Origin of the sequence: Mesorhizobium sp. M0058, from assembly GCF_040323095.1 — a bacterium.
Taxonomy (GTDB): Bacteria; Pseudomonadota; Alphaproteobacteria; order Rhizobiales; family Rhizobiaceae; genus Mesorhizobium.
On record NZ_JAMYUQ010000025.1, the window covers coordinates 12690 to 34690 of the forward strand.

Here is a 22001-nt window from a genome sequence, read left to right on the forward strand (position 1 = left end):
GCTCGGTCAATCTCCGCCTTCCGCGGACAGCAAAGGCCGCGCGTGAAGATAGTGGGCCGCCCTTCGTTTCGCTTCGATGTCCTTGAACACTTTCTGAAGCTGGGGCTCGGTGAGGCCAGCAACCGCCGCGAGCTCATTGCTGGCGACCCCGTGGTTCAGGCCGTAGAGGCATAGATCCATCAGGTGATAGGGCAGCGCGAAATAGAATTCTTCCTGGCTTTGGGTCATGGAAAAGGTGTCGGTGGTCGGTGGCCGCTGCCGGATTTCATCATCCACCTCGAGATATTCCGCGAGTTGATAAACCTGGGTTTTGTAAAGGTGAACGATCGGCATCACGTCGGCGGCTCCGTCGCCCTGCTTGACGAAAAAGCCCTGGTCGTACTCGAGGCGATTTGGAGTGCCGACAACCGCGTATTTGAGGCGGTCGGCGTGATAGTATTCCGTCATCTTGCGCAGGCGCTGCTTGTAGTTTGTCGCAGCAACGATCTGCAGATAGGCAGCTGGCGGCAGACGCACGGTATCTACTTTACCCTGCGGATCCTGGACCGTGAGGCGGGTTATATTGAGCCCGCTGCTCTCCAGAACCGACGCGATCACCAGCTTGCATTTCCACCCTTCCCCATAGTCGGGAACGACGGTCTGGATCGCATCGATCTGCCGGCGGTAGGCGCCAATGGCCTCCAGTGCCGGTGCTATGTCCTCAAGGACGCTTTCAATGCCAAGCTGTGCCGCGACGCGGCGGCCAAGTCTCAGGGAGTCGCCGGAAGAATCCCGCTCCGGCATGAACAGTCCCAGGACCTTGTCTTTCCCGAACGCGCGCATGCACAAGGTCGCGACGACGGAGCTGTCGATACCGCCGGAAAGACCGACAACCACGCCGCGACGATGCAGGGTGCCGAGAACCTGAGTGCGCAAGGTGTCAACGATGCGATCGACCTCCGCGCGGGCATCGAGCGTCAGCATGTCCTTGCTGAATTCCGGAATTATGTCGATGACAAGTCCTCCCTTTTGCGAGATTCGGCGGGGGAATAGGTCTGCACGATGGCCGTCTCGATAAGCGGACGGTTGGTGGCAAGGTTTGGTTCGACGACAAGGTCGATGTGGCTGCCCGTGATCGAAATGACGTCCAGGTGTGCCAAGACGCTGTCCCAGCCCAAGGCCCGCGGCATTCCCTCCCTGCGACATCGGAACAAGGTACCGGAGAGGGGCAGAGCCGGTTTCGGTGCCTCAAGCCACTGGAAGAATGACTTCGCCCTTAAAACCTCCTGCAGTTCCAGTTTGGTCCTGAAGATCGTCGGGTTGAACTCTCCATTGGCAAATCTGTCCAGAATCCTGGCCAGACGCGCTTCGCCGCCCACGGCGACGGTGATCTTCGCAAGGGCTCTGCAAGCCATCCGGTGCGCGGATATGCGGTTGGTGCGAATACGATAGAACGTACGGGTAAGAGTCTCCCAATGGTTGCTCGGCTCGTCCAGAAGGCTCGTGTCGAGGATGCCCAGGAACCGCACCGTTCGCCCGGCCTTCATGAGCCGTGCGGCAACCTCGAATGCAACCGCGCCACCCAGAGAATGGCCGAGAAGTCGCACGGGGCCCGCAGGTTGGATGCGGCTTATCTGCTCGAGTGCGGCGCCAGCCATGGCGCTGAGGGTGTTGTGTCCGTCCAGTATCGCCGCAAGGCTCGGATATCGGATGGGGTTTACACGGGCGACTTTCCCCATGGCGGCTGCGAACGCAGCCAGGCTCGGACCATAGCCAACGGACCCTGGAAACAGGAAAAGAATCGGGGGGTGGTGCTTCTTTTCGCGCCCTTCGCCTAACCGTGCAGAGACGACCGCCTCAACCATCTCGTCCAAGCTCATGCCGACGGTGAATGCCTCGAGGCCCAGCTCTTGCCCGATGGCGTTTTCGATCGCCATGACGCAGTGCAGCAGCTGCAGCGAATCTCCTCCAGCATCATCCCAGTTTCCCGTGGCAGTGCCTGTGTTGAGAACCTGCGTCCACGCGTGCTGCACTATTTGACGCGTGTCCTTTGCTCCTCCGGCGGGCGGAGCATCGAGAGTGGACGACCGGGCGGCTCGCGCCCTCCTTCCGTGCGAACGATCTATCTCGGCCAGTGTTGCCAAATCGACCTTACCTCCCGAGAGGCGTGGGATTGCGTCAACTGTGTGCAATCGCAAGGGACGCAATGGTGCCGGCAAGGTCATTCTGAGGAGCTTGCGAAGGTCGTCTGCAAAAGCGCCGCCTGCGAAGCGCTGGGGAACCGCGAAGGCGATGAGTTCCTGCGCGGCAGTTACCATCACCACGGCATCCGCCACCGAAGGCGCGCAACGCAAGACCCGTTCGAGTTCGGCGGGCTCGATGCGTCGACCATTGATCTTGATCTGGCGCCCTTTGCGGCCGACGATCCTCAAGATGCCATCATCGTCGAGCCGAACGAGGTCCCCGGTCGAAAAAAGCCGAGCCTCGGGATCGTCGGGGTCCGGCTGCGAGGGAACGACCACACCGTTCTCCCAATGACCAAGCAGGACATAGCGGCTTTTGATAAGAAGCTCTCCACTTTCGCCTGGCCCTACATTGCGCTCCGCTTCGTCGACGATAGCGAATGTCATACCAGGGAGCAGCCTGCCGACGGGAACCGACGCGTCTTGCTCGGGCCAGTCAGGCGGCAAGAACCATTGCGAACCGATGGTTTCAGTCGATGAGTAGCCGATCTGGATCAGACACTGGTCCGAAACGGCTTTGCGCAGCAAAGCGATGTCCGTCCATGACACTTTCTCCCCACCGATCCGGGCCACTCTGAGCGGCCAGGAAGCGTCGGCGGGCGCCTCAGCCAGGAGGGCTCGAAGCAGTGCCGGCACAAGATAGGCGATCGTCACACCTTCGGACTGCAATCGAGCGCGCGTAGCGCGCAGGCCGACAGCCTCCACCTCGAGAAGATGCAACGTGGCGCCCGTCAGCAGCGCCGCAAAGATCTCCCGGCAACCGGCGATCGTGGCTGGCCCGGTCAGCGGCAGGAAAACGTCATCCGCGCTGATATGGCACGCATCGACATATTGCCGGACCCGCCATAGCAGGCTGCGTTGGCTGTTGACGATTCCCTTGGGGCGCCCGGTGCTGCCCGAAGTGTAAAGCACCAATGCGGGCGCATCGACCGAAACCATAGGGGGCTTATGCTGCTGTTCTGGGTGTTGATCGTTGGACGCCACGGCGGCCGCAATTTCGATCCAGATGATCTCTTGGGCCAATTCGACCGGGCGAACATTTTCGGCGCCTATAATCGCGCCGAGCCCCGCGGCACTGACTATATCGAAAATGCGAGAGGCGGGATCTCTTGTGTTGAGCGGAACCGAAGGCCGTCCCGCCGCCATGGTCGCCAACATCGCCACAGGATACCAAGCGGAGTTTGCTTGCAGGATGCCGATGGCCTGCCCTTCGGGGACGACGGCAGCGATATGAGTTGCCAGCGTCTCGACCGCCCGGAAAAGCTCAGAAAAAGTCAGGCGGTTCGCGCCGTCGCTGATTGCGAGCTTGTCAGGATGCCGCCTGGCGACATCTCCAAGGTGGTCGAAGATTGGAATGTCTGCAAATTTGGCACCCATCTGTCGGTAACGGCGCCAGACTGGCCCCCCTTGGTCAAGGTCATATTCGGGAACGACTGACCACCTTCGGGTGGGTCGCAGATCCACCTGTAGGTTTTGATTTGCCACTTCCGAATGCAAACACACTGAGGACATTCAGGGCCCCGCCAAGCTGTCGGTCGAACATCGCTCGCCACGGAGATCTTTTCATCAATCATTCGGATGATGCCTCGATCTTGCCTAGCCAGCGCTTCCCGAGCGTCCTTCAGAAGTTTTGCCATTTGTGTCCAGCACCGGTCGTTTTTCCTTGCAAGCTCCGTGGAGCGCAAGACGGCTTGCCCAGGCGAACGGATGCGATCGGCATCTCCGCCAGAATCCGGGCTCGGTGCCTAGATTCACTGACTGGAACAATCATTCAAATGAACGTTGGTGTGATCTGAAATCCGGCTAAGCTTGATCCGTAGGGGAATGACTGCTCGTTCGGAGACGCTTGAGCATATGATCATCGAGTTGTTTGGGCCGCCTGGCGCGGGTAAAACCACGCTGCTTCGCGGCCTCTGCCAAGGGCTGGCGAGACACGGCATCAATGTGAAGACAGTAAATGGGTATCGCCTGATTGAACCTGGATCGGCTCAGGATGACGCTCCGGAAATCCGCCATGGCATAGGAAGAATTGGCAAAAAGATTGCCACATCCGGTCCTATCTTGCTGTCGACCTTGCCAAAGGACAGTGTCGCGGCCCGGCTTCTGGCATCGATCCCTCTTCGAAGCCGCGTGTGGTCATGGCGAATGAAGGTCGACATCGCCCAACTGTGCCAGTCCTGGCGCCAAGCGCGGGAGTCGCCCGGTTGCTTCATCTTCGAAGAGGGCATGATTCAGGCTTTGTGTGCGCTGGGTGTGCTGGCTAGAACTCCAAGCCTCGACGCGGTCCGCGAGTGCCTGGCGTTCCTGCCGCGGCCGGATCTCGTTGTGCAACTCGACGCGCCCCAGGAAACGTTACGCCGCCGTCTTGTGGATAGGCATGCGCAGCAACCGCTCCTCGAGGTTATGCTGTTCGAACTTGGCGTGGACAAAGGATTAAGGCAGGCCGAAATCTCAAGAGAGGTCGGCGAGTGCCTGCGCCAGGACCGATGGCCGTTGATACAAGTCAATGGTGCTGAACCTCACGACGTGGACGGGGTCGTCGCGCGCGTTCTGGGAGAGCATGTTGGTCATGCTGCCTAGGCTGGCCCATGACCTATGATCCACGACACATTTATGCATTTGGCGCCAAGCCGGGCAGCATCTGCCGCCAAGCGCGCAATCATGTCGAATCGTGCTGATCGAGCACTTCGAGCATGGTCGTCAACATGCTTCCGACTTCCTCAGAGATTTCCTCGGGGCGGATTCCCGCTCTGATGGCATCCGCCGTTGCTTGGTCCGCAAGTTTCGCCGCAAGAGCCGGATCGGCCTTGGTGTAGAGTGGGATCTTGTCCTCTACCCATTTCTGCAGGAATTCGATGCCGCGCGCGCTCATACCAAGTACAAGCTCGGCGGGGCTTCTTGGTTCCGTCAGCCATATTCAAGAACGTCAGACCATCTTGCTCAGCTGACGTTCCCACGGTCACGTCACGATGAACGAGGACGCCGTCAGAGCCAGATGTGGCGATAGAGTGGCAAATTGGATCTGATGTGCGCCGCCCGAGCCGTCGCTGTCAAAGGAAAGCGCGCCGGTCGTGCTGTTATAGACGATGTGATCGCCGCTGTCGTGCGCGGCCCTGCCGGCGTAAAACGCCGAAGAGGGAAGGGCGCCTGTATGCAGGCCGGCAAACACGGTGTGGTCGAGTTGGATCTTGTCGTGGCCCACTTTGAAATCGGTGACCTTGTCGATATTGCCGACCTTGAGAGCCGAATCGAAGACAAAGACGTCGTTGCCGCCATGTCCCGTCAGAACGTCTCTCCCGCCACCGCCGTTGATAGTGTTGCTCCCGGAATTGCCATCAATGGTTTGGGCGAATTCGTTTCCCGTGAGCTTGATGGCGGCAGTTCCCAATTTGCTGGTGGTCGCAAGATGCTCGACCTGCGAGCCGGCCGACAGCGCGTAGCTGACCGATGCCAGCACGCTATCGTTGCCGCTGTGCCGCAGTTCCACCACCTTGTCGCCGGCGTTGTTGACATAGTAGGTGTCGTTGTAGCCGCGGCCCATCATCGTGTCCGCGCCAGCGGTGCCGCGAAGCACATCCGCGCTACCCGTGCCGTAGAAAATGTGATCGCCGGTGCTGGTCGGAGGGACACTTGTGGGCGGAGGCACTGTGCTGGTAGGCGGCGGCGTCGGTTCGCTGGCCGAAGGACCGCTTGCGGTGCTCTGGTTGTGTTGAAGGAACAGAGCCTGCAGCGTCGGCGAGCTCTCAAGCGCCGTGTCGCCCTGTTGAGAACCCCAAGCATACGCATAGTCGAAGGCGGGCGAAGGCGCTACCTTGGCCCAGTGGTCCAACATGGTCTTTTCCTGAGCAACGCTGGGCAGGACATAGCGACCGCCCGTGTCGGTCGTCCAGTCGCCGCCGCCGAAGGTCTGATACACGGGAACGACCTGACTGAGCGGGATGCCCGAGGCGACGGCCGCCGCCACAGTCCTGTCGATCATGTTGTAGTCAATCGTGCTTGTTCCGGTCCGTACCGGGTAGGGATCCAAGCCGTAATAGTCGATATGCGTGTTGGCAGGATTGAATGTGTTTGAAAAGTCGGGGTTAGCGGAAGACCCCATGTTCATCATGGTTATGAAGGTCTTGGCGCCGGGCAGGTGGCTGTGGATCCAGTCTGACTCCGCCTTCAGATCAGCGGCGGTGGCATAAGTTCCCCATTTGCCGGTCGGGTCCGGCTCATCGACGAGGAAGAAGCCAAACACTTTCGGATTGCCGATGAAGGGCGTGACCTTCTGGATAAAGGAGGAGGTTGCACCATCTGCTTCATTGAGCCACACCAGGCCTTTCTGGCCGGCCGGCAAGGCGTTGAGCTGGTCCAAGGAAGATACATCAACAAGATTGAATCCGGCTTTCGCGACCTCGGAGGCCGACCCGCCCGAGGCGTAATGGAGTGTTGTCATTGACATACCCTTCGTCCGATTCGGTAGGCGCCCCACACCTGCCTAGGGAAAGGATCCATTAGCGACAAATCAAATACCGGCGCCCCTTGATAGAATCTTTGATCATACTCCGGAAAACACAACAGCCTCGATGCTACGCAGAGGTATGTAGATGATCCAAGTATGGGGTGCTCAAGCCTGCAACGAAAGCATTGCAGGAAGTCTGCCGGAGCGCCTTGTGCGTTTGCAGTGGCGGCAATCGGCCAATGCGCGCTTGGGTTGCGCGAGCCACCGCCCAAATGCGCGCTTCCGCAGGATTTATTCGAGCTCAGACCGCAAAGGAACCGCGCCCTGGCGAAGCCTCCCATTGCAGCCGCTCAATGCTCCTCGTAAAAAGCCTCGGCGCCAAAATGAGCAAGGCAGTACTCCACAAGGTCATGCGAGGCGCGCGCCGCTGGCAATTGCGGAGAGGCACTGAACTGGATCCCACCGGGTTCAACGGAAAGGCGGGCGTGCCGGTCCGGATGACGGCGAGCATGGCAACGCGGTCGCCCATCCGCGGGAAGAGGCGGCTGGTGGGTCCGACCATATCCAGAGACCGGGTGAAAGCCTGCTTCCAGACGAAGCGATCGGGAGAACTGGCGGTGCGAGTCATCACACCGCCTGGTCGCGATGTTGATCCGGCGAGAGAAGGCGGGCGGAAGTTGCTTTGAACGCGGCGCGCGGACCTTTCGAACACAGCCCTTTTTTATATCCGGCCCGCCGTGTCGTACGCGAAGATGTCGTCCTTGCACCGTCAGACCGGATGAATCCAACTCACTGACCGAGGCGACAGCGATTGTGGCTGCATTGCCGCTTCGTTGATCAGCTTGCTTCATGCAAACAGACGAGGACAGCACGAAAGCCTGCTCCTAGCGTGGGACTGGCTGTTGTGTGTTCAGGGGCGATGAAACCGGCCATGGAAACCGCGGATAGGATCAGCTGTTTTACGCGATTGGTATCGCATCCAGGAGCGACAGGATGAGTCCGCATCTGGTTTGCGTTGGAGGCGAGGATCATAGACTAAGAATCCCGTTTCTTTTGGCGCTTCGCGAAAGGGGTTTTCAAGTCACTGCCGTTTCGAGTGATCTCGGAGCCGCCTTCTCACCCCATGGCATTGCCCATCGCCGATTTGGGTTCGACCGCTTTGGCAGCGGCGGTGCAGAATGGGGTGCTGTAAGCGCGATCCGTGAACTGATGTCCGAACTGCGTCCGGACATCATTCAAAGTTTCGACACCAAGCCCAATATCCTAACTCCACTGGCGGTGCGCGGGCACGTTCCCGTCGTTCGCACCATCAACGGGCTTGGTTGGACATTCTCGTCGCGGGAGCCGCGGGCCCTGGCATTGCGTCCTTTCTTTTGCGGCCTTCAGGGGGTGGCGTCTCGTTGGACAGCCATGACCGTCTTCCAGAATAGTGATGATCAGGCCTTCTTCGAGCGCTATCGGCTGGTGGCTCGCGGCAAAGGGCGACTGATCCGGAGTTCTGGCATCGACCCCGATGCATTCTCGATGGCAAGGTATCGTGGTCCTTCGGCTGCCACGATGCGCGAGGAACTTGGCCTACAATCGGCCCAGGTCATAATATTTGTCGGTCGGCTCACGCGGCAGAAGGGGATTCCAACCCTCATCGAGGCGGTTCCTCGCGTTATCCGCGAGAGGCCCAACGCGCGTTTCGTACTTGTCGGCCCGCAAGACTCCGAAGGTCCGTTTGCCGTCAGCAGAGCCGATATCGAGCGCCATGTTCCCCACGTTGTCGCATTGGGGCCAAGGCGCGACATTCCAGCCCTCCTTGGCATGGCGGATATCTTTGCGTTTCCGACGCAATATCGCGAGGGAATTCCGCGTGTCCTGCTGGAGGCGGGATTGTCCGGATTGCCGATCGTCGCCTCGAATATGCCGGGCTGCAACGATGTGGTTGAGGATGGCTGGAACGGCTATCTCGTGGCGCCGCGCGATGCGGATGGCTTGGCCTCCCGGATAGTCGATCTTCTTTCCGACCCCGCCCGTGGCAAGACGATGGGCAGCCGTTCCGTCGGATTCGTGCGGGAGCGGTTCTCGCTGTCGTGGGTGATCGACCAGTATTGCGACCTGTACAAGACAATCCTGGGTGGCAGATATCGCAGCAGGCTTGTTCAAGCTGCGCAGGCGAATCCGAGGGAAGAGGCGGTGCCAAGCCCCCATCGACTGGGTGAGGCGCGGCAATGATGCGTGATGCGCTTCTGGCCTTCGGCGTCGCGATGTCCTACGCGGCGCAACTCAGCATCCCAGGGCTGCCCTTCGGCTACAGCGAACTGTGCCTCACGCTCTGGATAATGCTGTCGATGACGCGAATCCTTGCTGGCGGCCAACTGGAGGTTACGCCGGCCCTGGCCAAGCTTGGGCTTTTCTGGCTGATCCTGGCGCTTGCCATGGGCGTGGGTTACATCATCGGTTTTCTGACAACCACGTTGTTCCTGGATCCGTTGTTGCACGACACGCTGGCCTATGTGCTGTTGGCGTGCGTCACCTGTCTGGCCGCTGCGGAGCCCAACGCGTCTTTCCGTTTGCGTCGTATCGCCTGGTGGATGGTTGCTATCGCGAATGCGGGCTTCATCATTCAGGTAGGGCTTGGCTTCGGCTGGCTCCATCAGGCTGGGGTCGAGCCCTGGTACTGGGACCGCTTCTGCGGATGGTCCGACAATCCGAACCAGCTTGCGCTCTACTGCGCCCTGCTCGGTCCACTGGCCTTGCATCTTGCCACAACCACCAGCAATAAATGGGGAAGATGCCTTGCCCTATGCAGCCTCATATTCACCGTTTACGTCGGAAGGCTGACAAAAAGCGATACCTACCTTTATACCACGGTCCTGGCTTGTCTGATCCTTCTCGGGCTGCGGGTCCGGGCCTGGCTGACGAGCGACGGCAATAAGGCGAGCCTTTCAAGGCAGCTTGCCGTCTTGATGGCCGTTGGCTTCCTGCCGCTGGCCCTGTCTATAGCGCCCTATGCCCTCAGCGAGGCCTCCAGCGCCGAAGACTTCGCCAAGAGCCTGACCAAAGACAAGGGCGGGGAAGCGACTGCCCAAACCGCGGCGCTTCGCCTCTACCTCTGGAATGCAGCCTTGGAGAAGGGGGCACGATCGGGATCGCTTGGACTGGGTCCGGGCCCGCACCTAGATAGTCCGCCCGTGGTCAATCAACAGTTTTTGCCGCGGCCCTTCGAGGCGCACAGCACCATCCTGGATCTCTACACTCAGGGCGGCCTGATTTCAGTTCTAGCCCTGATGTGGATCTTCGGCTCGGCTGCGTTGTCCGCCTGGCGGGCGAAGCTGGACGCTCTGGTGGCGCTCGTGGCATCGATCGCCGTTTTCAGTGCTCCGCATTTGGTCATCCGCCATCCGATCGTGTGGTTCTGTCTGACCCTCTGCCTTGCCGCTGGGACGCCGGAAGCGATCCCTGCGATTGTTCGCCAGAGGAGATGCTAGAATGTGTGGGATCGCCGGAATTTTGTTGGCGCCCGATGCAGCCAACGCAAGTGCGCTCAGGGCCATCGGACCGATGGCGACGGCGCTTCGTCATCGCGGACCTGACGGTGAGGCCTTCTGGGTGAGCCGTGAAGGGGGGGTAGCCTTCGGCCACCGGCGACTGGCGATCGTCGACCTGTCCGAAGCGGGTCGCCAGCCAATGCTCTCCGCGAGCGGTCGGTATGTCATCACCTTCAATGGCGAGATATACAATTTTCGCGATCTGCGCCGTGAACTGGAAGGGGCGGGCCATCATTTCCGCGGCGCCAGCGACACGGAGGTCATGCTGTGCGCGATCGAAAGCTGGGGCCTTGATGCAGCCCTCGCGCGCTTCGCTGGCATGTTTGCTTTTGGGCTGTGGGACCTGAAGAACCGAACGCTTCAGCTTGCCCGCGACCGAATGGGGAAGAAGCCACTTTATGTCGCCCTGACACGTGATGCGCTCGTCTTCGCCTCGGAGTTGAAGGCGATCACTCGCTTCCCAGGCTTCACCCCGGAACTCGATGTCGATGCGGCGACGACAATGGTTTCCAAAGGCTGGGTGCCGGATGACCGTTGCATTTGGCAAGGCGTGTTCAAGCTGCCACCTGGATCAGTCCTGTCGGTCACTGCGGCGCAATTCGCCAACGCCCGAGGCACCGGTTCGCTTGCGCATCGCATTCACCCTTGGTGGTCGCTGGCCGATGTCGCCTGCAAGGGACAGCGCGATCCGATAGCTGCCAGCGACGAGGACCTCGCAACCGAGCTCGACAGCCTGCTCCGCCTGGCCGTCAAGGAACGAATGATTGCAGATGTGCCGCTGGGCGCCTTTCTGTCGGGCGGGATCGACAGCTCGACTGTCGTCGCCCTGATGCAGGCACAGTCCCGAAACCCCGTTCGGACGTTCACCATAGCGTTCGGGGAAGGTGGGTTTGATGAAGCTCCCCATGCGGCCGCGGTTGCTCGGCATCTGGGCACCGATCATACGGAACTTCATCTCTCGCCGGCTGCCGCGCTTGAGGTCATTCCGGAGCTGCCCCGGATTTGGGACGAGCCGTTTGCCGATGAATCGCAGATACCGACGCTGCTGGTGTCGCGCCTCGCGCGGCAACACGTAACCGTGGCGCTTTCAGGCGATGGCGGCGACGAGTGCTTCGCAGGCTATTCTCGACACTTCCTGGCAACCCGCCTCACAAAGCAGCATGAGCTGCCATTGTCATTTCGCCGGCTGTTGGCATCGGGGGCTGGGTTGCTGGCCCAAGCCTCTCAGAAAGATATCTTCGGCAATCTGCCGCTTTCGGCGAATATGCGGCATGGCTTGCGCGGTGACCGCCTGGCTCGCCTTGCCCGCCTGCTCGCGGCGCGAGATGAGGACGAACTCTTTCTGCAACTGACAAAATCTTCAGCCAACGACCTTGTTCATCGCAAGCCGTCGACAGCACCTACCGACACCACAAAGCTCGACGGCCTGCTCTCGCGTCTCCTATTCGCCGACATGACAGGCTATCTACCGGGCGACATTTTGGTGAAGCTCGATCGAGCCACCATGGCCAACAGCCTTGAGGGGCGATGCCCGATCCTGGACCATCGCGTCGTTGAATTTGCCTGGCGGTTGCCAGCCCGTGCCAAAGTCCGAAACGGGAAGGGCAAATGGTTGCTTCGACGACTGCTTGATCGTTATGTACCACGCCGACTGGTCGACCGGCCCAAGCAAGGTTTCGACGTTCCGGTCGGGACTTGGTTGAAAGGGCCCTTGCGCGGCTGGGCAACCGATATCATTGCCACGATCGGCCGCTCCGGGGACGGGGTCATCGACCGTGAGAAGGTTGACGCATGCTGGCGCAATCATCTGCATGGAAGCCAAGATAATTTCCGCGACCTGTGGCCGGTGCTCATGTTTCAGGCGTGGCGCAACGAAGCCATGCGGCCATCGACGGTCGCCACGCACCCTTCTTACCATATCGAACTGACAGGGGATTGAGATGGAAGGTTCCATAGCCAACCGCGCCCGGCGTCCGCGCGCCAAGCAGATGGAAGTTGGGACGCTTGAAACCAATCTGCGCTTGATGCGGCCGCCACGCGAGCCAACGCAATCGTCACCCTTCCACCAGCTCGTCATCATCCTGACGACGCGAAAATGGTTCTTGCTTGCCATGGCCCTTCTGGGCGGCATCCTGGCCGGACTGGCAGGCTTCACCCGCCCGGTGCTGTTCGAGGCAACGACCCAGGTCATTATCGATGCCCCGAGCAGCAGTGCTTCGGGCGGCGTGGCATCCGCCCAGGACTCGCTGGAATCGAACATCGATGATCATCTGACGATGCTCTCCTCGCAAGGCCACCTGCGTCGGGTCTTGGCAGCACTGCGCAAAGCCCAACCAGTCGACGGTAACGGAAAGACCGTCGTCAATGCCGTCCCGCCCGCGGCTGGCTCGTTCCTCATCGATCTCCTGAACAGGGCCTGGAGACAGGATAACACGGTGGCGGAAAATCCGGACGCAGCGGACGCGCCCGAGCTGAAGGCGCTACGCAACGGAATGAGGGTCGGACAAGAGCTGCGATCGCGCGTCATCACCATCGGCTTCACCGATCCAAATCCGGCGCGTGCGGCACTTGTCGCGAACACGTTTGCCCAGGTCTACATTCAAGATCTGGTACAAAAAAGCCGGGCATCGGATCAGGTTCATCTGGATTCGATAGTCGCCAGCCTTCCGCAAGTACAAAGGGATCTTGTCGAAGCGACAGATCGGCTGGAGACATACCGGCTCACGCATGGCGCCGTCGATCAGACTGCGGCCAACAACGCAGCCAGTGAGACAGCGGAACTCGGCCGGCAGATATTCCTATCGAAAGCCAGTCTTTCCGCGTCGGAAGCGCGCCTTCGCCGTATTGAGGACCTGCGCAAGGCGGGCGCCCCGGTCACGGCCATCGCTGAAGAAATCGGGTCGCCCGTGTTGACGGACCTGGTGACACGCCAGTCGGGTGCCGACGGCGATCTGCGCAACGCGATCGCCCGCGAAATGGAGCAAAGCGTTGCCCGAATCGCTGCCGAGGCAAATGTCTACCGGTCCCAGGCTACGGCTCTTGAAAGTCGCAAAGCGATGCTCGACGCGGCCGTGGCCGACACGGCGAGCCAACTTTCGGGGCTGCGTTCCCTTGAGCCTCGGGTAGCCATCGTGACGCAGCATTACAACGAACTCCTGAGCCGGCAGCAGGACTTGACACGTCGCATCGCCGCTCCTTCCCCAGGCGTAGCGGTCCTTTCGACCGCCTGGCCGCCGTCGACCCCCATGACATTGTCGCCAATTTTCCTGATTCCCCCCGGCATGGTCGTCTTTGGTCTCATGGGGGCGGTCATTGTCCTGGTCCGCAACGGTTTCAACCAAACCTTGCGCAGTGAAGCCGAAGCCGAGGCCGAGCTTGGGGTCCCGTGCGTAGGACTGCTTCCCAGGGTTGCGGGACTTAATGCCAGAAAGCTGCGGCATCTGGTTCTGAGCCAGCAGAACTTGCCGTTCAGCCGCGCCGTGACTTCGCTGCTCGTCACTGCGGCGCCAACTCAGGGGAAGGGGCAGCCGCCGCATATCATTCTCGTGACGTCCAGCATCCAGGACGATGCCAAGACCGAGTTGGCATGGAGCCTGGCGCTGGCGGCAACGCGGCTGGGAGGAAGAGTGCTTTTCCTCGATCTCGATCGCAAGGATGTACGGCTCACGAACGGGTTTCGTGGTGAATTCAGCACCGACAAGGCCCGGAACTCCTTCGGCGACTATGTGAATGAACGTTGCGTGCTGAAGGATGCAATTACGAGGATGCCGGAAATCGGTATCGACCTCATGGCCGCTCCAGCACCTTCCGATGATCTCCTGACGCTTCTGTCCACCGTCGACAAATGCCAGTTCACCGAGGAGCTGCGTTCGGCCTACGACGTGGTCATCATGAACGGTCCCCTGGGCCTCGGGGGGCCTGAAACCAGGCTGCTTAAGCGCTGGGCCGATTCGGTGCTTTTTGCCGTTCGCTGGGCAAGGACGAGGCGCAGCATTGCCCGTGGTGCTCTGGATGCAATAGGGGCCGGCGGATCCGCCACCGTTCCAGTAGGGAGTGTGCTCACCCGGGTGAACCTGAAGAGGCTAGCCGGCTCCAGGCTCGGAGACAACGCCGATCTTCTGTTGGAGAGGGTTTGAAGATGCGTGTGCGATCTTCAACAGAAGCTCCAGGGAGCGATCGCGCCCCTAAATCGAGCCAGCTACACGATGATCATTGAATTTTTCGGACCTCCAGGATCCGGCAAAACAACCTTCGCACATGCGCTTGCGCAGCAGCTGCGCGGGAAAGGCTATCACGCCAAGGTCGCTCTCAGCTACAAGCCAAGCACCAGGGCCGCCAAATATGACCTCGGAATCTTGCTATTCATATCACGGATCGTATCGGCGATATTTTCAACCTCCAGAATACTGCTTTTTTCGGCAGGGCGAGCCGATGATATTTCCAATTCCTTTGCAATGGTGAGGATGATACCGCCAAGAAACCGAATTTGGCGCGCGCGAATCTGGCGATACATCCTGCACCTTTCGCGTTGCTGGAAGTCTGCTGAGCAATCGCCCGAAATTATAATTTTCGATCAAGGATATGTTCAAGCGATTGGTTCGCTTGCGATGTTCAATGGGAGCACCAACCCCAGAGCGCTGGAAAAGGCGCTCAGCCTCGCACCGGCGGCCGATCTCACCGTCAGGCTCTTGGTGCCAGCTGCGGTCGTGGAAAGTCGCCTTCGTCGGCGGATGGAGCTTGAGCCGCCGGCGGAACGGATTTTCGAGGCCGACTTGAACGTGAACATGCGCTCGTTCGCCGTTTTTGAAGCGATGCATGACCTCCTGACAACATCTGGCCGGGAAATCATCTCCGTCGAAAACACCGATGGTCCATCGACCTTTAAAAGTATTTGTCGGATTGAGAGACAAATACTTTCTGCATTGTCGCGCTTCGATAGGGCGGTCGGCGAAAAGCAAATTGAGTTGCCAGCTCATCGCGCAGATGTAACTGGTTCAGCAACCGCACCGCCGCGCAACAAGGACATGGGCTCGCGGCTCGCTTGGGCAAGCATATTCGCCTTGCTGATCTATATTGGTGGCGCTGGTTTGACCAGTCTTGCCCAGTTGGCAATTGCACGCCTTATCGGACCTCACAACTACGGCATCTATTCCTACGTTCAGGCTTGGACGTCAGTGCTCGCCTATCTGGCAACGCTTGGTTTTAATGTATCATTGTTGCGTTTCCTCCCGGCCTATAGGGCCAGTGGCAGGCTTGATCTGGCCCGCGGCGTGATAAGATTTGCGCTGCAGAGATCGCTGATAGCGGCAACCTTGTTCGGGATGATCGGCGCTGCGTCCGTCCTGTTCCTTTCAGATCCAACGGAAAGAGGGCTTGAGACAAGCATCGTGCTCGGCATGATGGCTGTGCCCTTGGTTACGGCCTATGCTCTCGGAGCCACGCTTGTGCGTGCTTTCGGCGGCGTTGTCTCGGCGTTGTTGCCGGAGCGCATCATGCGAGACGGGCTCCTGCTCGTGTTGGTAGCGCTCCTGGCATTGTCGGGATTTCGAACAGTGGATGCGCCCTCGGTGACGCTGGCGGTGCTTGTGAGTTCCGCTTTCACAGCGGCGCTGGTGTTCATCATCGCTAGGAGGTTTGAACCACCCGGCCTGGGACACGCCAAGCCAAGTTATGCCTCGAGGGAATGGTGGCTTGCCGTCCCCCCGCTCATGCTCATCACTGGGCTCGATGTTTTCGTCAGTCGGGCAGGAGTCCTGGTTTTGGGCTGGACAAGCCATATTGCTGAAGCGGGTATTTTCGCGCTGGCCTTGAATGTCGCGATGCTCGTGGGCCTGTCCCGTATCGCCGTGGCAACCATGTTTTCGCCAACAGCAGCCGATCTCTACGTCAGAGGCGATCGCAGAGGCCTACAACAGCTGTTCGCGCGCGCAACCCTGCTTTCTGCTGGCGGTGCCATCCTGGTGGCCGTCCCAATGATGGTGATAGTCGAGCCGTTCTTGAGCTATTTCGGTGAGGGTTATAGCGCGGGAGCGCCGATCGCACGGGTTCTGATTTTGGGATATGTCTTTGTCGCGCTGTGCGGGCCCCAACAGAATCTCCTGACCATGACTGGAAATGAATGGGCTGCGGCAACGACGATGGTAGCGGGTGCTGTGGCCAATATAATTGCCTGTGCAGCCGGAGTTGCGGTGTACGGCCTGCTTGGCGCTGCGGTGGGTGTGGCACTTGCACTGAGCATCTGGAGCATTGCCATGGCCGTTTATATCCGCAAGCGACTGAAAATCATGCCAGGCTTGGTTTTTGCCTTGCTGTCGATGAGGCCGAGCGCGGTCGATGCCCGTCAATGGCATTGGTTCTTGAGGGCGAGCAAATGAGACCACTGTTTTCGCTACGGTGATCGCCGTCGTTCGGGCAGGAAGTCACGAAGCCCGGATCGCACAAAGGCCATAGGGCTGCGCAGACGCTTCGGCGTATACCTGTTCCGGACACCCGCTCCCCGCGGGCAGCTGATACTTTGCGGGCGGTGTCCGTCATTTGAAGGATGCATCAGTTTCGGAGGTGCACCACGGTGTGCTCACAATCTGCGGAGCATCCATGGAACAAGCCCGAATGGCGAGCGCCTCGGCGCCTGCAGTGCGCCGTCGCTCGGAGAGATCGACGCCTGTCGAGCGCAGCCAACGCGAAACCCTCACCCAGGTCCAGGTCCTGCGCGCCCTCGCGGCTAGTTCGGTCGCGCTGCGACACGCCCAGCATGATGCGGCCACCCTGGAATTACAGGCCGGCCGCACCTTTCAGAGCTGGAATCCGATACCATGGAGCGCTGGAGTCGATATTTTCTTCGTGATTTCCGGCCTTATCATGGTGCATACGTCGCGACAGCTGTTCGCAAAGCCCGGGGGCGCGCGTCTCTTCATTTCCCGCCGGATCGCGCGAATTGTCCCGCTATATTGGGCGCTCACCTCGCTCTACATTGCGGTAGCGGTGGCCGCCCCAAATCTTCTCAACCAGAGCTACGTCGATTTCAGGTTTGTAGTCGAATCCTACTTATTCGTTCCGGCCAGTCGCCCTGACGGCGTCGTTCAGCCGGTCTACGAGTTGGGTTGGACGCTCAATTATGAGATGCTCTTTTACGTGTTGTTCACGGCGACGATCGTGCTGCCCATGCGGTGGGCAGTTACGGTCCTGCTCACGATCCTGGTTGGGATGGTGCTCTCGGGCGCTCTTGCGGCTCCTTTGCCTGAGCCCTGGGGTTTCTGGACCAATCCGATCATCCTCGAATTCGCTTTCGGCGCGATGATCGGGGTCATGTGCGCCTCGGGCCTGCGGCCTTCCGGCCCAATCAGGGCCTGTGTCGCCGCAACGGGACTGGGTGCCCTGATGCTTGCGGCGGCGTTTCCTGATATCTCGGCCGGCTTTGGTCGCTCTGTCGTGTATGGCATTCCGGCGTCTCTAATTGTCTGGAGTGCTGCCTTGGCACCGCCGGGTAAACTGAGGCATGACAGCCTGGCGGCGAGGTGGGCCGCTGGCGTTGGCGATGCGTCATACGCTCTTTACCTCATGCATCCATTCGTGATCCGCGCCATGCGCATATTGTTCTGGCGTACAGGCTTGATCTTTGTGCTCGGCCCGTGGGCCTTCATCGGTTCCGCCTTGGCGATCACCCTGGGCGTGGCATTTATCATCCACCGTCTGTTCGAGAAGCCGCTCACCCGCTATGCGCGGCGCCTTTTGGGGGTCGGGCACGGCACAGGACGGCAGCTTGGGTCCCTTCCATTGCCGGCGTATCCCAAGACAGATTGAAGGCGAGCCGCGACCCTGCCACACCAAGGAAATGCCGCTGTTGTGCTCACTATGCCGTTGCCGTAAGGCCGGTTGGTCGCACCTGTCCGACGGGGCATGCATGGAATTCCCGATACCATTCCACGAAACGTTGCACGCCGTCCTCCAGTGTTGTCGCCGGTGCGAAGCCAACGGCGCGGCGGAGGTCCCTGACATCGGCGCGGGTTTCCAGGACGTCACCTTGTGGTAAAGGTACGTTGACGCGAAGGGCGCGGCGGCCAAGGGCCGTCTCGATGAGCGCGATCAGATGGTTGATTTCTTCAGGCCGATCATTGCCGATATTGTAGAGCCGATACGGCGCCGAGCTGGTGGCAGGATCGGCAGCGCGACCGTCCCAATCGGGATCCTGACACGGTGGTTTGGCGAGCACGCGAACAACCCCCTCTACGATGTCGTCGATATAGGTGAAATCCCGCCATACGCGCCCGGCATTGGCGATTTCGATCGTTCGGCCCTCGGCGATGGCATGGGTGAAAGTATAGACAGCCATGTCGGGCCTGCCCCAGGGACCATAGACGGTGAAGAAGCGCAGTCCGGTTGCGGGCAAGCCGAACAGATGGCTGTAGGAATGCGCCATGCACTCGTTGGCGGCCTTGGTGGCGGCGTAGAAGCTCACCGGATGATTGGCACCATGATGCTCGGAAAAGGGTATGCGTCGATTGGCACCATATACGGAGCTCGACGAGGCATAAACGAGATGGCTGACGCCGGCGTGTCGGCAGCCCTCCAGAACGTTGAGAAACGCGACTATGTTTGACTCCACATAGGCATGCGGGTCCACGAGCGAATGACGTACCCCGGCCTGGGCGGCCAGATGCACGAAGTGCGATGGCTGGAATTCGCAGAACAGCGCTTTCACCAGCGACCGGTCCGCCAGGTCGAAGCGCATCGGCGTGAACCTCGGCTCGGCGCAGAGCCGTGTAAATCGCGCCTCCTTCAGCTTCAGGTCGTAGTAAGGCGTGAAGTTGTCGACGCCGATGACCTCGGCGCCGAGCCGCAAAAGGCGTGACGCAACATGAAATCCGATGAACCCAGCGGCGCCCGTGACGATGATCGGCCCCGTGTGCGTAAGGTTCGACGCAGCACCATCCTGCAGCGCGTGAACGATATCCGCCAGCTTGTTGACCTTCGAATCTGCCTCGGCCATGGCAAGTCACTCCCGTTTCCAGGTTCCGCGTTCCGCGCTATCTCGGCAGCGCCTGAACGATCGGAAATGGCGCCGCCGGCCTTGTGATCTACGCGACAGCGCGCTCAATGCGGGCCGCCGCTGTCTGAATCAAAGCGGATGCAGACAGCAGTCGATTTCTCATGGCAAAACCGAAATGCGCCCCAAAAGAGCCACTAGTTCCGCCTGACGCCTCGTGTCGGTCTTGGCGAACAGCGAGGCGAGCTGAGAGCGGATAGTCGTGCGACTGAGATGCCAGCTGCGGGCGATCTCCAGGGGCGCGTCGCCATGGGCCAGGCGTAGCGCCAACTGCGTTTCCGCGCTGGTCAAACCGAACATCCTTTGCAACGTGCGAGGGTTGGCCGCCGATTTGTTATCCCGGTCCAGCAATGCGACGACGGTTGTCCCGTCCGGTGTAACGACCCCCGTCTCGTTCATGGTCACCGGCCTGTCGCCTCTGCTGTGGATCACTACCCATGAGAGTGAGCCCGGCTGGAGGTGGACCGGAACATTCGCGACCAGCCGCCTCAACCCGGCAGCAAGCTCGACGGCTGTATCAGTTGCTTCGCCCTGGCGTGCGAGGGTGTCCCGAGCGGCAGCGTTCCATTCTATTACTTTCTTGTCTCGGTCCAGGACGAGATAGCCGCAACCCATACGATCAAGCATGCCGGTGATGGATTCCAGGCTGCGTCGTCGAGATCCGCCGACCCTTGCGTCCGGTCGGTCCACAAGGCTTATCGGCCTTTCGTGGCGGGTATCGTTCAATACAATGTATTGCCTGCCTGCAAGCGCATCGTTTCGCGTTTCAATCAGTGTCATCGCTTCCACCCAACCCATTGCTACTGACGCAAATCAAATCTGATGAAGTTGCTGCTTCAACTTGAATTTCCACATACTGCGAGAAATCTGCGAATGGTTTTTCCGCAGCGTCTCTTGGATATATCTTTCTGAAGAGCGCTCCTGACACCATGATTTTATTCGCCGGCAAAGTCATGGCAATCGGGCATTGGGATTAGGTGCCACCCCTTCGGCCTAGTCTCGACGGACTAGACCGAAAGTTGTAGTCTTTGCGCATGGGTTCGGACCTGCGCTGGCTCAAATCGAATGTGTCGAGCACTACGTGGGCTCATCTAGCTTCGCTTTTGGTGTTTGCAGCATCGATAGCATTCGAGGCGATAAGTACGGTATATGGCGGCCAGCCGTTGCCGCTTGTTGCGTTTATCCCCATAACCGTTGTCATCGTGTATCTTGAGGGCCGTTTTGTTGCCATCGCAGCAACGCTTCTGATGGCGGTCGCCGGCTTGTGGATGCGACACCTGTTGGACGGTCACCTCACTGGTGGAGACTGGACCGGGGCCGTCTTCCTTCTGGGTTCGGGTAGCCTGATCGCAGCTGTGTTCCACCGCCTGCGACAAGATCTGCATGGTGCGCTCAGGGTGGCAGAAGCGAGGCTCGGTGCCATCGACGCTGCCGCCTTGGGCTTTGCTAATACCAATCGCCATGGCGAACTGCTGCAGTCGAATAGACGGCTTTTGGAGATGACCGGCTACGCGCACAAGGAACTTGCCCAACTCAAGCTGGAGGAACTCATTGTCCCCGACGATCGAGGTACTGTGCGGAAACTTTTGGAAGATTTGGGCAATGGGACCGCGTCTGCTACGGATATCCGCGTTTTGCGCAAGGATGGCACGGCATTCTGGGCTCACCTGGCCCTGTCTTCGTCGCGGCCGGAAGAGGCGCCAAATGAGAGCGTATTCGCGGTGATTGACGATATTTCCGAGCGACAAGCGGCACGCGAGGCCCTTCGGGCTCAGAAGGAATGGCTCGATCTCGCCGTATCTGCCGGGCGCCTGGGCACATGGCAAATAGACATTGAGGATGGGACAGTCGCCGGCTCCGGCAAGTTCTGGGACATCCTTGGTCTGCCTCCGGCCCCAGTCCGCCGCTTGGAAGAACTCTCGGCCGTAATCCATCCCGTCGACTGGCCGAAGTTGTCCGCCTCGGCAAAGCCTTCATCGGCATTGAACTTTGACGTCGAGATTCGCGTCCGGCAAGTGGATGGTCACACACGCTGGATTGCATTGCGTGGACGGCAGGAAGAGCACGGCGACCGCAAAATGCGCATCGGGGTGGCGGCGGATCTGACCGAACGTCGACAAACAACTTTGCTTCGCGCCGCCGTAAAGAGACGCGAGCGCATAATGCGCGAAGAGCGCCATCGGTTCAGCAATGTGTTTCCAGTGATTAGAGCTCTGGTCAACATGATCGATATTCCCGACAATGATGTTGCCAAATACAAGGAGATGTTGATCGATTGGATTCGAACACTGGAGGCGACCCATCGCATCCTTTCTCGTCATGCCAACCTGTCAGGGATGCTCCATGAACTCGTGGACCGGGAATTGCAGCCCTTCAAGGAGACACGCGACATTACGATCAGTGGACCTTCCCTCACTGTGCCAAGCGGCGCCGCCGAGGGCTTGGCGATGATCCTTCACGAGTTGACGACAAACTCGGTGAAACATGGTGCGCTGGGTGACCCGAATGGCAAGGTCGAAGTTAAGTGGCGATTTGCATCCGAGGACGAAGGTGACGACCTCGTGTTCGATTGGGTGGAATCGGGCCGACGGAAGAGTTCAAAAGTCGTACGCCGCGGGTTCGGGTCACTGATAATCGGTGTGGACAGCACGCCGCTTGTCGGGCATTCCCCGAATATGGAAATAACCGAAGATGGCCTTCGATATTCGCTGCGTGTATCGCGCAAAGAAATTGAGGAATTTGGATTGCAATAGAGC

Annotated in this window: 14 protein-coding genes; 8 read left to right on the plus strand and 6 right to left on the minus strand. The window is 59.7% G+C overall.

All coding sequences use genetic code 11. The features are described 5' to 3' along the window. Positions 1–6: 6 nt before the first annotated feature. Together nadE and NKJ75_RS29830 are read right to left on the minus strand one after the other, a co-directional pair. A complete protein-coding gene (gene nadE / locus NKJ75_RS29825; RefSeq protein WP_280790677.1) occupies positions 7–987 on the minus strand; it encodes an NAD(+) synthase in 981 nt (326 codons plus the stop codon). Next, on the minus strand, positions 984–3734 hold the full coding sequence (locus tag NKJ75_RS29830; RefSeq protein WP_023744430.1) for a non-ribosomal peptide synthetase: 2751 nt from the start codon (positions 3732–3734) through the stop codon (positions 984–986). The genes nadE and NKJ75_RS29830 overlap by 4 nt, the downstream gene beginning before the upstream one ends. A gap of 342 nt (positions 3735–4076) precedes the next feature. Here NKJ75_RS29830 and NKJ75_RS29835 point away from each other — a divergent pair, with 342 nt between their 5' ends. Next, on the plus strand, positions 4077–4802 hold the full coding sequence (locus NKJ75_RS29835) for an AAA family ATPase (RefSeq protein ID WP_023670888.1): 726 nt from the start codon (positions 4077–4079) through the stop codon (positions 4800–4802). 79 nt (positions 4803–4881) lie between these two features. On the opposite strand, the gene NKJ75_RS29840 is transcribed toward NKJ75_RS29835, so the two are convergent. Together NKJ75_RS29840 and NKJ75_RS29845 are read right to left on the minus strand one after the other, a co-directional pair. Then, positions 4882–5094, minus strand: a complete 213-nt coding sequence (locus NKJ75_RS29840; protein WP_023670889.1) for a DUF768 domain-containing protein — start codon at positions 5092–5094, stop codon at positions 4882–4884. 87 nt (positions 5095–5181) lie between these two features. Beyond that, a complete protein-coding gene (locus NKJ75_RS29845) occupies positions 5182–6660 on the minus strand; it encodes a M10 family metallopeptidase C-terminal domain-containing protein (RefSeq protein WP_023701115.1) in 1479 nt (492 codons plus the stop codon). Between the two features lie 999 nt (positions 6661–7659). Here NKJ75_RS29845 and NKJ75_RS29850 point away from each other — a divergent pair. From NKJ75_RS29850 to NKJ75_RS29875, 6 genes are all read left to right on the plus strand, one after another. Further along, on the plus strand, positions 7660–8886 hold the full coding sequence (locus tag NKJ75_RS29850; RefSeq protein ID WP_023834090.1) for a glycosyltransferase family 4 protein: 1227 nt from the start codon (positions 7660–7662) through the stop codon (positions 8884–8886). Further along, complete coding sequence (locus NKJ75_RS29855; protein ID WP_245260328.1) at positions 8886–10142, plus strand: O-antigen ligase family protein; 1257 nt, start codon at positions 8886–8888, stop codon at positions 10140–10142. Before NKJ75_RS29850 ends, NKJ75_RS29855 begins: the two co-directional genes overlap by 1 nt. A gap of 1 nt (position 10143) precedes the next feature. After that, positions 10144–12141 (plus strand): asparagine synthase (glutamine-hydrolyzing), encoded by a 1998-nt coding sequence (asnB, locus tag NKJ75_RS29860; protein WP_023821914.1) that lies wholly within the window; start codon positions 10144–10146, stop codon positions 12139–12141. A gap of 1 nt (position 12142) precedes the next feature. Further along, a complete protein-coding gene (locus NKJ75_RS29865; RefSeq protein WP_352500537.1) occupies positions 12143–14338 on the plus strand; it encodes a GumC family protein in 2196 nt (731 codons plus the stop codon). 69 nt (positions 14339–14407) lie between these two features. Continuing rightward, on the plus strand, positions 14408–16576 hold the full coding sequence (locus NKJ75_RS29870) for a polysaccharide biosynthesis C-terminal domain-containing protein (RefSeq protein ID WP_352500538.1): 2169 nt from the start codon (positions 14408–14410) through the stop codon (positions 16574–16576). A 220-nt stretch (positions 16577–16796) separates the two neighbouring features. After that, on the plus strand, positions 16797–18002 hold the full coding sequence (locus NKJ75_RS29875; protein WP_352500539.1) for an acyltransferase family protein: 1206 nt from the start codon (positions 16797–16799) through the stop codon (positions 18000–18002). A gap of 49 nt (positions 18003–18051) precedes the next feature. Here the strand turns inward: NKJ75_RS29875 and NKJ75_RS29880 are convergent, their stop codons facing one another. Next, the gene (locus NKJ75_RS29880; protein ID WP_023830092.1) at positions 18052–19188 is read right to left on the minus strand and encodes an NAD-dependent epimerase/dehydratase family protein; all 1137 of its coding nucleotides are present in this window, start codon (positions 19186–19188) and stop codon (positions 18052–18054) included. A gap of 159 nt (positions 19189–19347) precedes the next feature. Then, entirely contained in the window at positions 19348–20025 is a 678-nt protein-coding gene (locus tag NKJ75_RS29885; protein WP_023689781.1) for a helix-turn-helix transcriptional regulator, read from the minus strand. Positions 20026–20279: 254 nt separating this feature from the next. On the opposite strand from NKJ75_RS29885, the gene NKJ75_RS29890 reads away from it, so the two are divergent. Next, positions 20280–21998 (plus strand): PAS domain S-box protein, encoded by a 1719-nt coding sequence (locus NKJ75_RS29890; protein ID WP_023824741.1) that lies wholly within the window; start codon positions 20280–20282, stop codon positions 21996–21998. The last annotated feature ends 3 nt before the right edge of the window (positions 21999–22001 follow it).

Excerpts from the sequence above, each read along its gene's own strand:
- NKJ75_RS29830 (WP_023744430.1), bottom strand. The coding sequence starts at position 3,734 with ATGTCCTCAGTGTGTTTGCATTCGGAAGTGGCAAATCAAAACCTACAG.
- NKJ75_RS29835 (WP_023670888.1), top strand. The coding sequence starts at position 4,077 with ATGATCATCGAGTTGTTTGGGCCGCCTGGCGCGGGTAAAACCACGCTG.
- NKJ75_RS29840 (WP_023670889.1), bottom strand. The coding sequence starts at position 5,094 with ATGAGCGCGCGCGGCATCGAATTCCTGCAGAAATGGGTAGAGGACAAG.
- NKJ75_RS29845 (WP_023701115.1), bottom strand. The coding sequence starts at position 6,660 with ATGACAACACTCCATTACGCCTCGGGCGGGTCGGCCTCCGAGGTCGCG.
- NKJ75_RS29850 (WP_023834090.1), top strand. The coding sequence starts at position 7,660 with ATGAGTCCGCATCTGGTTTGCGTTGGAGGCGAGGATCATAGACTAAGA.
- NKJ75_RS29855 (WP_245260328.1), top strand. The coding sequence starts at position 8,886 with ATGCGTGATGCGCTTCTGGCCTTCGGCGTCGCGATGTCCTACGCGGCG.
- asnB (WP_023821914.1), top strand. The coding sequence starts at position 10,144 with ATGTGTGGGATCGCCGGAATTTTGTTGGCGCCCGATGCAGCCAACGCA.
- NKJ75_RS29865 (WP_352500537.1), top strand. The coding sequence starts at position 12,143 with ATGGAAGGTTCCATAGCCAACCGCGCCCGGCGTCCGCGCGCCAAGCAG.
- NKJ75_RS29870 (WP_352500538.1), top strand. The coding sequence starts at position 14,408 with ATGATCATTGAATTTTTCGGACCTCCAGGATCCGGCAAAACAACCTTC.
- NKJ75_RS29875 (WP_352500539.1), top strand. The coding sequence starts at position 16,797 with ATGGAACAAGCCCGAATGGCGAGCGCCTCGGCGCCTGCAGTGCGCCGT.
- NKJ75_RS29880 (WP_023830092.1), bottom strand. The coding sequence starts at position 19,188 with ATGGCCGAGGCAGATTCGAAGGTCAACAAGCTGGCGGATATCGTTCAC.
- NKJ75_RS29885 (WP_023689781.1), bottom strand. The coding sequence starts at position 20,025 with ATGACACTGATTGAAACGCGAAACGATGCGCTTGCAGGCAGGCAATAC.
- NKJ75_RS29890 (WP_023824741.1), top strand. The coding sequence starts at position 20,280 with ATGGGTTCGGACCTGCGCTGGCTCAAATCGAATGTGTCGAGCACTACG.